The 13,207-nt window shown below is 64.7% G+C and carries 7 protein-coding genes; 4 read left to right on the top strand and 3 right to left on the bottom strand.

Going from position 1 to position 13,207, the window contains the following annotated elements; all coding sequences use genetic code 11:
• Nucleotides 1-90 precede the first annotated feature (90 nt).
• Nucleotides 91-804 (bottom strand): pentapeptide repeat-containing protein, encoded by a 714-nt coding sequence (locus ABD115_RS00215; protein ID WP_343956986.1) that lies wholly within the window; start codon nucleotides 802-804, stop codon nucleotides 91-93.
• Between the two features lie 175 nt (nucleotides 805-979).
• Nucleotides 980-6,019, bottom strand: coding sequence for an SdrD B-like domain-containing protein (locus ABD115_RS00210; protein WP_343956984.1), 5,040 nt, complete (start codon nucleotides 6,017-6,019; stop codon nucleotides 980-982).
• Between the two features lie 361 nt (nucleotides 6,020-6,380).
• Here ABD115_RS00210 and nrdI point away from each other — a divergent pair, with 361 nt between their 5' ends.
• The 4 genes from nrdI (at nucleotide 6,381) to ABD115_RS00190 (ending at nucleotide 10,889) form a co-directional block, all read left to right on the top strand.
• Complete coding sequence (nrdI, locus tag ABD115_RS00205; protein ID WP_343956982.1) at nucleotides 6,381-6,929, top strand: class Ib ribonucleoside-diphosphate reductase assembly flavoprotein NrdI; 549 nt, start codon at nucleotides 6,381-6,383, stop codon at nucleotides 6,927-6,929.
• 137 nt (nucleotides 6,930-7,066) lie between these two features.
• The gene (gene nrdE, locus ABD115_RS00200; RefSeq protein WP_425560053.1) at nucleotides 7,067-9,118 is read left to right on the top strand and encodes a class 1b ribonucleoside-diphosphate reductase subunit alpha; all 2,052 of its coding nucleotides are present in this window, start codon (nucleotides 7,067-7,069) and stop codon (nucleotides 9,116-9,118) included.
• Nucleotides 9,119-9,168: 50 nt separating this feature from the next.
• Complete coding sequence (gene nrdF, locus ABD115_RS00195) at nucleotides 9,169-10,209, top strand: class 1b ribonucleoside-diphosphate reductase subunit beta (RefSeq protein WP_343956978.1); 1,041 nt, start codon at nucleotides 9,169-9,171, stop codon at nucleotides 10,207-10,209.
• Between the two features lie 95 nt (nucleotides 10,210-10,304).
• Nucleotides 10,305-10,889: an NADPH-dependent FMN reductase gene (locus ABD115_RS00190; protein WP_343956975.1), complete on the top strand. Its 585-nt coding sequence runs from the start codon at nucleotides 10,305-10,307 to the stop codon at nucleotides 10,887-10,889.
• A gap of 20 nt (nucleotides 10,890-10,909) precedes the next feature.
• Here ABD115_RS00190 and ABD115_RS00185 read toward each other — a convergent pair.
• Nucleotides 10,910-13,207: HAD-IC family P-type ATPase (locus tag ABD115_RS00185; protein ID WP_343956973.1), on the bottom strand; the 2,298-nt coding region annotated here is incomplete at its 5' end.

Here is a 13,207-nt window from a genome sequence, read left to right as displayed (position 1 = left end):
TAGGGCCGCATCTGGGCTATTGAGCGCTGTCTGCTTATTGAGCGCAGACCGCGGAATCCCGGGCGCGGAGCACAGGCGCGGGTCGGCAGCTCAGCCCTCGACCGTGGCCCCGAAGTGGGCGGCGAAGGTCTCAGCGAGCAGTTGGGTCTGCTCGCCCGAGATCGTCGCGCCGCGCAGCCCCTCGAGCCCCTCGATTGCGTGAAATTCGAGCCCGCGCAGGTCGAGCCCGTCAGCCCTGGCTTGGGTGAGTGTGAGCTTCTCGGTGACGCAGTCCTCGAACGCCACGCGGGCGAGCTGTGCCCCACCGAAGTCGAGCTCATCGAACGTGCAGTTGCGAAATACCACGTCGTGCACAGTTGAGCCGCGCAGGTTCACCCAGCCGAGCTTCGACCCCTCGACGACCAGGCGGCGCACGTCGGCATCGGTCACGTCGAGCGCCCCGATGCGCGATTCGATGAGCTCCGCGTCGCGCCAACTACTCCCGTGCGCGGCGATGGTTGGCGCCGCCCAGCGCGCCAGCCGCGACTCGAGCACGCGGGCCCCACGCATATCCAGCCGATCGGCGGTGAGCTCGGTCACCTCACATTCGAGCAGCGTGGTGCCCGCGAGCGAGGCGGGGGCCACCAGGCGCTCGAACCGCAGCCCGTCGAGATCAGCACCTGCCACGAGGGCCGCTCCCTCACCCTCGGTGAGGTGGTTGAGCGCGAGCGGTTCGATGCGCGGGGTGCGGGCTGAGCTTCGTTTGGCCATGCCGCTCACAATAGCGACGGCCACTGACACCACGCACGGTCTGAGTCGAGTCACACCTGCTACCTCGGCCGCGCACAGAGCAATCCCGCCTCGATGCGCCTGCTCCGCATCGAAACACGAAATACCCATGAGATACGCAGGAGGGGCCCACCCGGCACAATGCCGGGTGGGCCCCTTCTATGGAGGGAAGAGCGTACTAGCGGAAGCTACGCGTTACCCCACACCACGCTTACGCGGTGCGGCGGCGCCAGAGGATCAGCGATCCACCAGCCGCGAGCAGCGCGAGGGCGATGCCCCCGAGCGTGAGCGGCAGCGAACCACCGGTGCTCGGCAGATCGTTCACGCCGGGCGTGCCCTTCTCTGCTGCTGCGATGTCGAGCACGATCACGCCTGCGTCCCACGTCGGGTCGATGCCCTGCGTCGCACGGAAGGTGCCGAACTCGTAGTCGAACGTGAGGTTCGCGTTGTCATCGTTCAGCACGATCTTCGTGGTGAAGCCGGTCTTCGGGTCTGCGTTCGAGTCAACCGCGTCGCTGTCGCCAGCGTGCTGCTTCGTGAACTTGTAGACCTTCTGCTGCTCCTTGGTGAGCGTGAACTTCACCTCGTACTCGCCGGCCATGAGGTCGTCGAACAGGTAGCGACCGTTCTTGTCGGTGGTTGCGGTCTTGATGACCTTGCCATCCTTGAACAGCTCGACCTTCACACCGGGCAGCACCTTCTCAGAGCCATCCTGAATACCGTTCTTGTTCGTGTCGATCCACACGACGTCACCGATCGCGTAGCTCTTCAGCACAACGCCGGCATCCCACGTCGGGTCGATACCCTCGGTCGCCTTCACCTCAGCGGTCGTGTAGTCGAGCGTGAGGTTCGGGTTGTCGTCTCCGAGCACGATCTTCTCGGTCAGACCGGTCTTGCGATCAGCATCGGAGTCGGCAGCATCGTCGTCGCCAGCGAGCTTCGACGTGAAGGTGTAGACCTTCTGCTGCTCGTCGGTCAAGATGAACTTGACCTCGTACTCGCCAGCCTCAAGGTTGTCGAAGAGGTAGTGCCCGTTGTCGTCGGTCTCCTTCGAGGCAACGAGGGTGTCGCCCTGCCACAGCTCGACGGTGACGCCCGGAAGAATCTCGTCCTTCTCATCCTGAATACCGTCGCGGTTCACGTCGACCCAGGTAAAGTCGCCGATCGCGTAGGTCTTCACCACAACGCCGGCGTCCCACGTCGGGTCGATGCCCTCGGTCGCGGTCACAGGCTTGAAGTCGTAATCCTTCGTGAGGTTCGGGTTCTCGTCGCCAACAACGATGGTCGTCGTGAGGCCCGTTCCGCGCTCGGCGTTCGAGTCGATCGCGCCGTCGTCGCCGACTGTGCGGTCAGTGAAGGTGTAGATCTTCTTCTGGTCGTCGGTGAGGGTGAACCGCACCTGGTACTCGCCGGCCTCGAGCTCGTCGAAGACGTAGCGGCCGTTCTCGTCGGAGAACTCCGTCGCGATGACTTTGTCGCCCTGCATGAGCTCTACCTTGACGCCGGGGAGGAACGTGTCGCCCTCACCCTGAACGCCGTCACGGTCGACGTCGATCCAGGTGTAGTCACCGATCGCCCAGCTCTTCTTGATGACGCCAGCGTCCCACGTCGGGTCGATGCCCTCGGTCGCACCCACCTTGGCGGTGGTGTAGTCGTGCGTGAGGTTCGTGTTCGAGTCGTCGAGCACGATCGTCTTCGTAATACCGGTCTTCGGGTCTGCGTCAGAGTCAGCAGCAACGTCGTCGCCGGCGTTCTGCTCGGTGAAGCGGTAGACCTTCTGCTGCTCGTCGGTCAAGATGAACTTGACCTCGTACTCGCCAGCCTCAAGGTTGTCGAAGAGGTAGTGCCCGTTGTCGTCGGTCTCCTTCGAGGCAACGAGGGTGTCGCCCTGCCACAGCTCGACGGTGACGCCCGGAAGAATCTCGTCCTTGTCGTCTTGAATACCGTCGCGGTTCACGTCGACCCAGGTAAAGTCGCCGATCGCGTAGGTCTTCTTGACAACACCGGCATCCCACGTCGGGTCGATACCCTCGGTCGCCTTCACATCGCCGTGCTCGTAATCCTTCGTGAGGTTCTTGTTCGAGCCGTCGAGCACGAACTTGGCGGTGAGGCCAGTTCCGCGCTCGGCGTCGGAGTCAACAGCACCGTTCTTGCCCGAGTTCTGGGTCGTGAACGTGTACTGCTTCTGCTGCTCGTCGGTGAGGGTGAACTGCACCTGGTACTCGCCCGCGGGGAGCTCGTCGAACAGGTAGCGGCCGTTGTCGTCGGTGTACTTCGTGTCGACAATCTTGCCGTTCTGCAGCAGGTCAACCTTCACGCCCTTGAGAATCTCCTCGCCGGCATCCTGAATGCCGTCGCGGTTCGTATCGATCCAGGTAAAGTCACCGATCGCGTAGTTCTCGCGGTCGTTGAAGAGCACGACCTCCTTGGCGCTGTCGTCGGCCTTGAAGCCGATCTCGAGCAGTTCGTCGGTCTTCTTGTAGCCGGCGGGTGCGGTGTCCTCGCGCAGCCAGAAGGTGCCAGGCTGCTCAACGACGGGGGTGCCGCCGTCGGCCGTCACGATCCTGCCGTCCTTGACCTGCAGGTCCTTGAGCACAACGTTCTTGTCTACATCAAGCACAGAGAAGCGAGCGTTCTCGTCGGTGATGAGCTTTGCCGCATCGGCACTGTCGCGCTTGAGGAGGCTCAGCGGGTAATCGTTCGTCGGCGTGATCGTCGCGCCAGACGAACCGATGATGTTCGTGACGCCAACATTCTCCTTCGGATCGGTGAGCCTCACCTTGAAGAAGAGCGAAACGACCTCGCCCTTGTTGAGCTTGCCCTTGGCAACCGTCAGGGTGTTTTTCGTCTCATCAAAGGTCACGCCAAGGTGTGAACCCGGAATCTGGTACGAGGTGCTCGCGTCGTAGCGGCCCGAATCGAGGTCGCTCTTCGCGACGAACCCGAGGAACTGGAGCTCCTTTGGCAGCACGTCGACGACGTCGAACACCATGCGGTCGAAGGAGCCGTGCGGCTCGAGCTCGACGCGGTAGGTGAACTCGTCCTTGATGAGCTTTCCGTTGCCATCAACTTCGGCGCGGAAGTTCGTCGTGAACTTACCGTCGCCCGCGTAGACGTGCTTGCGCACCTCCATCTCGTCGCCGTAGCTCGTGGCCTTGGTCGACGAGCTCGAGGTGATTGAGTACTCGAGGTCGCTGCCGTTGTAGTCGGCGGTGTTCGAGACCTCGAGAGTCTGCTTGCCCTTGAACACGTGGGTCGGCAGCTCGAAGGTGATCTCCCAGGCCTTCATGAAGGGTGCGGTCGCGCCAGTGCCCTTCGCGAAGTCGGCGTTCGGGGTGAAGACGAGCCGCTGCTTGTCATCGAGCGACAGGTCGAAGCTCGCGCCGTCGATCTTTGCCCCGCCGTAGTTGCCGGTGATCGAATCCTTGATCTCGGGGAGCGTGGCCTCGGTGACGTTGAAGACCTCGTGGTCAACCTTGTCGACGATGCTCGACTTCGCAGCGTCGCCGACGCCCTGTGCAACCTTGAAGGAGTAGGGCACCTTCGCCGACTCGCCCGAGGTGAGCGAGACCGTGCCGCCGAGCGCCGTCTTCGAGAACTTGTTACCGTCGGTGATCGTCTCGCCGGTCAGATCCTTCAGCGTCGTGATGGTCGTCGTCGCGTTCTTGGACTCCGACTTGCCCGCGCCAAAGATGAACTTCGCCGAGTTCTTCTGCTTGAACTCCCAGAGGTAGGTCGTCTGGCCTGTCTCCTTCGCGGGCAGCTCGTCGAGCTGCGCCGGGACTGTCAGGGTGTAGTGCTTCGTGACGTCTTTGCCGAGGTTCACGAAGAGGTTCTGGCCGTCAAAGACGTAGTAGTGCTCGTACGCGTTGTCAGCGATGAGCTCGGCAATCTTGTCCTTGCCCTTGAGCTCGGTCGCCTCGGTCAGCTTGAAGGTTGCGCCTGCCGCGTCGGTAAGCACCGGCGCGCCGGCCTCGCCCGAAAGCCAGGTTGCGGGAGCCGCGAGCGTGTCGCTCACGACGACGTTCTGCTTCAGCTCGTGCTTCGTGTTACCCACGAACGGCCCCCACACGGTGAGGTCTGCCTTGAGGGTGTAGCTCAGGTCGATGGGAGCATCGAGCTTCGCGCCGGCGGTGAGCTTTTCTTCGAACGCCTGCTTGCCTGGAACGACCTTCTTGTCGAACGCGTCACCCGGTTTCGGGCTTGGGGCGACCGGAACATTGCCCTTGATCAACGTCTCTGCGACCTTCGTCTCGCCCGCAACGGTAACGCCGTTCGTCAGCTTCGTCGAATAATCGCCGCCCGCTTCCTTTTCGTCGGTGTCGTAGGCAACCGCGTCGTAGGCAGCCTGCAGATCTGCGGTGATCTTCGCAAGCCCCTCCTCGCCGTTAATCTTCGCCCCGTAGGTGAAGGTGTACAAGGAGTTCGCCTCGGCGGTGAAGTCGTAGCTGAACTCCGTGCCCGAGATCTCGGGAAGGTCGGTCAGGGCGTCTTCCTTCGGATTCATGCCGTTCGCATCGCGCACGACCTTCGTGCCCTTCAGTTCCCCAGCGAACACGAGGTTCGGGCCGAGCTGATCGGTGAGCGACACAGGGCGACCGTCTTTGCTGGAAACCCGAACGGTGTAGGGGAACACGGTTTCGAGCACCGACCGGTCGATCGAGACCTTGCCGTCGACGACCGTGTGCTCGAGCCAGGTCACGTCGCCGTGCTTGTCAGCCCAGGTGTCGGTGTTCTGCGGCTTGTTGTCTTCGGTCGTGACGATGAACGTCTGCTTGGTTGGCACGCCATTCACGCCCCACACAAGCTCGTTCACACCAACGGTGTCGATCTTGTCGAGGGTGAACTTCACGCCGAGCGTGCCCTGGTTGGTCCCGTCTTTCGGGAACGGGTTCTTGAATTTCACGAGCAGCTTGCCCGGCTCGACCATGGTCAGCGACTCGACGGCCTTGTTGCCAACCTGCACGCCGAGAATCTCCTCGGGAATGGAGACGCCCGCTGGCAGCGTGACGAGAATCTCCTCGCCGTCATCCATGATGCCGTAGCCAAAGACCATGTTGTAGGTCTGGCCTTCGACGAGCACGGGCAGCCCGTTGTGGGTCTCGGTGTCTGGCATCTCGACAGTGAAGCTGTCGCTCGACGCCATCGCCGGGGCACTAAAGCCGCCGACGACCAGCAGTGCGACTAACGCCCCCGCTAGCCAATTCATGAAAATGCGCGCGCGCGAGCGCTGCGCGATGTACTCAGACATCGACGCTTCCCCCCAGGATCAAAAAATTAGACGCGCTCGAGATTGAGTCGCGTCTATGCGTCGGTAGCCACGAATGCGGCACCGAGATTGACCAAACCTGCCCCAACAGGCTTAATCCCCAGCGAACACCCTATCGGGTGCGACACCCCCGACGCCAACCGATTAGACAAAATTCGCCGAGAGCGCCAAGTGGCACGCGTCCAGAGAAAGTTCGCCTACCCGTATTAATTTATTCGGCGTGTCTCACTCTCAACCCGGCGCGACCGTCGCATACTACATATGCCCAACTCGCACACCAAGACCACTAGATCTAGTGTTCGGCGAGTACGCGCGTCTCACTCACCACTTCGACTGGAGCGGCATGCACCGACCACACTCGGCCAATCGCACAGCCCTCGCGCCCCGCGAGCTGGCAGCAGATTCTTCACCAGACCTCGTCTACTTCTCAAGCGTCTCGGAGAACACGAGGCGCTTCGTCGAGCGCCTCGACAGGCCCGCCGTGCGCATTCCACTGAGGCCCCGGCTCGAACCCATGATTCGCGTCGCGCGGCCGTTTGTGCTCACCCTCCCCACCTACGGCGGCGGCGAGCGCGCGGGGGCCGTGCCCCGGCAGGTCGCGCAGTTTCTCAACGACCCCGCGAACCGAGCGCTGCTGCGCGGCGTCATCACCGCCGGCAACACGAACTTCGGCGAGCACTACTGCATCGCCGGGCCGATCATTGCGCGAAAGTGCGGGGTGCCAGAGCTCTACCGCTTCGAGCTGCTCGGCACCGACCGCGACGTCGAGCAGGTCACCACCGGGCTGTCTCGCTTTTGGCAAGAACTCCACGCGCACCCAGAGCGCAACCCACAGCGCAACCCCCAGCATCACCCGCACCTCCACCCACACGAAACAAGGAAGTCAGCATGACGACAATCACCGCAGCAGCGCCCGCGAACGAGCGAGCCGCCCGGCCCATCGGCACAGGCATCGGCACAGGCATCGGCGCGCGCAAGGATTATCACGCCCTCAACGCCCAGCTCAACCTCTTCGCCCCAGACGGCAGCATGCAGCTGGGCAAAGACCGCGAGGCAGCGCGCGAGTACTTCAGGCAGCACGTCGCGCCCCGCCGCAGGCAATTCGCCAGCACGCACGAGCGGCTCGACTGGCTCGTCGCGAACGACTACTACGAGGCCGGGTTCTTGCAGCGCTACGACCGCGCGTTTTTGACGCGGATCCACGACCGTGCAGCGGCCGCAGGGCACCGGTTCCAGACCTTTCTCGGGGCCTTCAAATTCCATCAGTCATACGCGCTCAAGACGTTCGACGGCGAGCAGTACCTCGAGACCTTCGCCGAGCGCGTCGTCGCGACAGCCCTGTACCTTGCCAGCGGCGACGAGGCGCTCGCGACGCGACTCGCCGACGACATGCTCGCGGGCCGCTTCCAGCCGGCAACGCCAACGTTCCTCAATGCCGGCAAGGCGCAGCGCGGGGAGCTCGTGTCGTGCTTTCTGCTCAGGCTCGAAGACAACCTCGAGTCGATCGGCCGCGGCGTGAACTCCGCACTGCAGCTCTCGAAGCGCGGCGGCGGGGTGGCGCTGCTGCTCACGAACCTGCGCGAGTCGGGTGCGCCGATCAAGCAGGTGCGCGACCAGGCCTCTGGCGTCGTGCCGGTGATGAAGATTCTCGAGGATTCGTTCTCGTACGCGAACCAACTCGGCGCGCGGCAGGGGGCCGGCGCCGTGTACTTGCACGCCCACCACCCCGACATTCTGCGGTTTCTCGACACGAAGCGTGAGAACGCAGACGAGAAGATTCGCATCAAGACGCTGTCGCTCGGCGTCGTGATTCCTGACGTCACGTTTCGGCTCGCGAAAGAAAACCTGCCCATGCAGCTCTTCAGCCCCTACGACGTTGAGCGCGAGTACGGGGTGCCGTTCGCTGATATCGCCGTGAACGATCGCTACGACGAGCTCGTCGCGAACCCGCGCATTCGCAAGACCGAGATCAGCGCGCGCGATTTCTTCAAGACGCTCGCCGAGCTGCAGTTCGAGAGCGGCTACCCGTACGTGTTGTTCGAGGACACGGTGAATCGCGCGAACCCGCTCCAGGGGCGCATCAACATGTCGAACCTCTGCAGCGAGATTTTGCAGGTGAACACGCCATCGCGCTTCGACGCGGCGATCGGCTACGACGAGATCGGGCACGACATCTCGTGTAACCTCGGCTCGCTGAACATCGCCGAGGTGATGCGCTCGCCCGATTTCGGGCAGACCGTCGAGACCGCGGTGCGCGCGCTCACGAGCGTCTCCGAGCAGACCGACGTCGCCGCGGTGCCGTCGGTCGCGGCAGGCAACGACGCGTCGCACGCGATCGGCCTCGGCCAGATGAACCTCCACGGCTACCTCGCATCCGAGCGCGTCAGGTACGGCAGCGCCGAGGGCATCGATTTCACCAACCTGTATTTCCTGACAGTCGCGTACCACGCGATCCGCGCCTCGAACCTGCTCGCGATCGAGCGCGGCGAGACGTTCGCCGGCTTCGCGGAGTCGAGCTACGCCGACGGCAGCTACTTCGACCGCTACACGGAGCGCGAGTGGCAGCCCGCGACCGCGCGGGTGCGCGAGCTGTTCGCCGCTGCGGGGGTGCGCGTCCCGTCGCGCGCCGACTGGGAGACCCTCCGCGAGTCGGTGCGCGAGCACGGCATCTATAACGCCTACCTGCAGGCGGTGCCGCCGACGGGATCGATCTCGTACGTAAACAACTCGACGGCGTCGATCCACCCGATCGCCTCGAAGGTTGAGATTCGCAAGGAGGGCAAGCTCGGGCGCGTGTACTACCCGGCGCCGTTCATGACGAACGATAACGCCGAGTTCTTCGAAGACGCCTATGAGATCGGCCCCGAGAAGATCATCGACACCTACGCTGCGGCGACGCAGCACGTCGACCAGGGCCTCTCGCTCACGCTGTTCTTTAAGGACACGGCGACGACCCGCGACATCAACAGGGCGCAGATCTACGCGTGGCGCAAGGGCATCAAGACGCTCTACTACATTCGGCTGCGCCAGCCAGCGCTCGAGGGCACCGAGATCGAGGGGTGCGTCTCGTGCGCGCTGTGACGCCCGCGGATCCGCCCCACAACCCATCACCACCCCGCAAAGGAACCACCATGCCGCACCCCATTAGCACTCCCCTCGAACCCGGCCGCCCGCTCACCGAGGTGTCGGTGACGCCGCCAGGCTACCGCCGCGACCCCGCCGCGCGGCTGCGCCCTATCAACTGGAACCGCATGAGCGACGACAAAGACCTCGAGGTGTGGAACAGGCTCACCGCGAACTTCTGGCTGCCAGAAAAGGTGCCGCTGTCGAACGACCTGCCGGCGTGGGAGGGGCTTAAGGCCGAGGAGCGCACGCTCACGATGCGCGTGTTCACCGGCCTCACGATGCTCGACACCGTGCAGGCGACAGTCGGCGAGATCTGCCAGATTCAAGACGCGCGCACCGAGCACGAGGAGGCCGTGTACACGAACATCGCGTTCATGCAGTCGGTGCACGCGCGCTCGTATTCGTCGGTGTTTTCGACGCTCACGAGCACCCCCGAGATCGACGACGCCTACCGCTGGGCCGTCGGCAACGAGCTGCTGCAGCAGCGCTCTAAGACAGTGCTCGCGCACTACTTCGGCGACGACCCACTCAAGCGCAAGGTCTCGTCGACGCTGCTCTCGTCGCTGCTGCTCTATGCCGGGTTCTACCTGCCGCTGCACTTCTCGGTGCACGCGACGCTCACGAACACGGCCGACATGATTCGCCTGATTCTGCGCGATAAGGCCGTGCACGGCTACTACTCGGGGTACAAGTACCAGCGCGGGCTCGAGACCCACTCGCAGGCCACGCAGCAGCACATGCGCGAGTTCACCATGGAGCTACTTGAGGAGCTCTACGAGCTCGAGCTGCAGTACTCGGGCGAACTCTATGAGCCCCTCGGCCTCATGGACGACGTCGCCGTGTTCGTGCGCTACAACGCGAACAAGGCGCTCATGAACCTCGGCTACCCCGCCCGCTTCGACGCGGGCGAGACCCAGGTGAACCCCGAGATTCTCGCGGCGCTCGCGCCGGGCTCCGACGAGAATCACGACTTCTTCTCGGGCTCCGGCTCGTCGTACGTCATCGGCAAGGCCGAGGAGACGAGCGACGAAGACTGGGATTTCTAGCGGAGCACGCGCGCGGCGGCGGATCCGCGGCAGATCTGTCGCGGATCCGCCGCCCTCCCCCAACCCCTCAACCAACCCCGAACGAAAGGCACACTGTGACTCACACCATCTCCGTCATCGTCGGGAGCCTGCGCGCCGGCTCCTTCGCGCGCAAGATCGCGCGAAACGCGATCGCTCTGATGCCAGACGGCTTCGAAGCGAACATCGTGCCCATCGGCGAGCTGCCGCTCTACAACTTCGACTACGACGACCCCGCATCGCCTGGCACCCCGACGCCTGCCGAGTACACCCGCTTTCGCGAGACCATCAAGGCATCGACCGGGGTGCTGTTCGTCACCCCCGAAAACAACCGCACGATCCCAGCGTGTCTGAAGAACGCCGTCGATATCGGCTCGAAACCGAACAGCGACGTCGCATGGCGCGGGCTGCCCGCCGGCATCATCAGCCACTCGGTCGGCCGCATGGGCGGCTACAGCTCGCAGAAAAACCTGCGGCTCGCGCTCTCGTACTTCGACATGCCGCTGCCCGGCCAGCCAGAGGTGTTTCTCGGGCAGTCGCCGACACTGCTCGACGACAGCGGGGCCTTCGTCGACGAGCGCACGCGGGAGTTCGTGCGCGACTACGTCGCCCGCTTCGCGGCGCTCGTCGCGCTCACGGCCGAGCGGGGGCGGGCGGCGTAGCGGGGTTCGCGGGCGACCCGCTAGGCCGCGGTGCGCCGCCGGTGCCAGGCCCGCAAGATCTCAACGAGCACGATGCCGACCGCGACGATGCCAACCACGAGCAACCCAAGGTCGTCGGGCAACCAGGTCACCTGGAAGAAGTCGCGCACGAACGGAATCGCCCACACGAGCCCGAGCCCCGCGTACATCGCGAGCACGACGAGCACCCGGAACGGGTGGATCGGCCGCGCGAGCACGGCGAGCACCCACAGCGCGATACCCGCGAGCGTGAGCGTCGATGCCGACTGCAGCTCCATCTCGGTGAACGGCCCGATGGCCCGGGCAACGAAGTGGAGCGTCAGCACCGCGGCGGTCACGATGATGCCCGCGGGAATCGAGAATGAGAGTGAGCGCTTCAAGAAACCCGAGCGGTAGCGGTCAGCGTTCGGCATGAGCGCGAGGAAGAACGCGGGGATGCCAATGGTGAGGCCGTCGGTGATCGACAGCTGTCGCGGCAGGAAGGGGAAGGCCCACGCCAGGAGCCCAAAGATCAGGCCGATGGCGAGCGCATAGGTCGTCTTGGTGAGGAACAGCTTCGAGACTCGCTCGATGTTGGCGATCACGCGCCTACCCTCGGCGACAACCCCCGGCAGCCGCTCGAAGCGCCCGTCGAGCAGCACAAGCCTGGCAACAGCCTTCGTCGCGGGGGTCGCGGTGTCCATCGCGATCCCGAGATCCGCATCCTTAATCGCGAGCGCGTCGTTCACGCCGTCACCCGTCATCGCGACGACGTGGCCGCGGCTCTGCAGCGCGTGCACCATCTGCCGCTTCTGCCGCGGTGTAACCCGGCCAAACACGTGCTCGCGCTCGAGCACCTCGGCGAGCTCTTCAATGTCTTCCGGCAGGGTGCGCGCGTCGATGCCAGCGCTGTGCTCGATGCCGACCTCGCGAGCAACGGCCGACACGGTTCGCGGGTCGTCGCCCGAGATCAGCCGCACGTCGACGCCCTGCTTTTTGAAGTAGGCCATCGTTTCGGAGGCGTCTGCGCGCACCTGCTCGCGGAACGTCAGAATCGCGACCGGCGTGAGCCCGGCGGGGAGCTCGGGGTGCTCTGCCTCGCCGATGTGCTCTGGCGAGTGCGCGAGCACCAGGGTGCGCAGGCCGGCCTCGGCGAGCGCGCCGGTGCGCCTCAGCGCGCTTCGCGCGGCGTCGGAGTCAGTGCCGGTCAGCACGAATTCGGGTGCGCCGAACACCCAGGTGCCGGGCGCACACGCGCCGTCGGGGGCGGCGCGGTCGGGGGCGGATCCGAAACCCGTCGTCGCCAGCGCGCTCCATTTCCTGGCCGAATCGAACGGCACCTCGGCAGCGATCTCGACGGCGGGGCGGGAGCCATACGGATCCGCCAGGCAGCGCGCAGTACCGTTCGCCCCCGGGTCGGTTCCGATGCTGCCGAGAATCGCCTCCCAGCCGGGAACCGGGGCGAGCTCGATGGCGCTATCGAACCGCATCTCGCCGGTGGTGACCGTGCCCGTCTTATCGAGGCAGAGGGCGTCGACCCGAGCGAGGCCCTCGACGGCCGGGAGCTCCTGAATGAGCACCTGATCGCGCGCGAGCTTCGTGCCGCTCACCGCAAACGCGATGCTCGTGATGAGCACGAGGCCGAGCGGCACCATCGCGATCACGGCCGCGACCGTGCCGACCGCCGCCTCGCGCCAGGCGCCCGACGCGAGCGCGGCCTGCCACCCACCGAACGCCATCATCTGGCCATTGACGACCACGAGAATGAGCGGAATCAGGGCCCACGAGATCCACTTGAGCAGGCGATCGATGCTGCCGCGCAGCTCAGACTTCACGAGCGAGAACTCCCGCGCCTCGACAGTGAGCTTCGACGCATACGAGTCGGCGCCGACGCCGACAACCTCGGCGAGCGCGGTGCCAGCGACGACGCTCGAGCCCGAGAGCACCTCGTCGGCGACCGCCTTTCTGATCGGGTCAGACTCGCCGGTGAGCAGCGACTCGTCGACCTCGAGGCCGCGCGGCCCCCGGTGGTCTGTCTCAACCACCTTCGCATCGGCAGTGACCTGGTCGCCGGGGCGCAGCACGAGCAGGTCGCCGAGCACGACCCGCTCGGGTGCGAGTTCAACCTCTGCGCCGTCGCGAAGCACCCTCGCCGAGGGCGCATTGAGCACCGCGAGGCGGTCGAGCGTGCGCTTCGCATTGAACTCCTGCACGACCCCGATCACGGTGTTGAACAGCGCGGGGAGCCCGAACAAAGCGTCTTGCCACCTGCCGAGTACCAGCAGCAGCGCGAAGCCTGTGAACACGATGCCGTTAAACAT

The organism is Leucobacter albus, assembly GCF_039528015.1.
In the GTDB taxonomy this organism is placed as follows: Bacteria; Actinomycetota; Actinomycetes; order Actinomycetales; family Microbacteriaceae; genus Leucobacter; species Leucobacter albus.
This window is presented reverse-complemented; position numbering and strand designations above follow the sequence as displayed.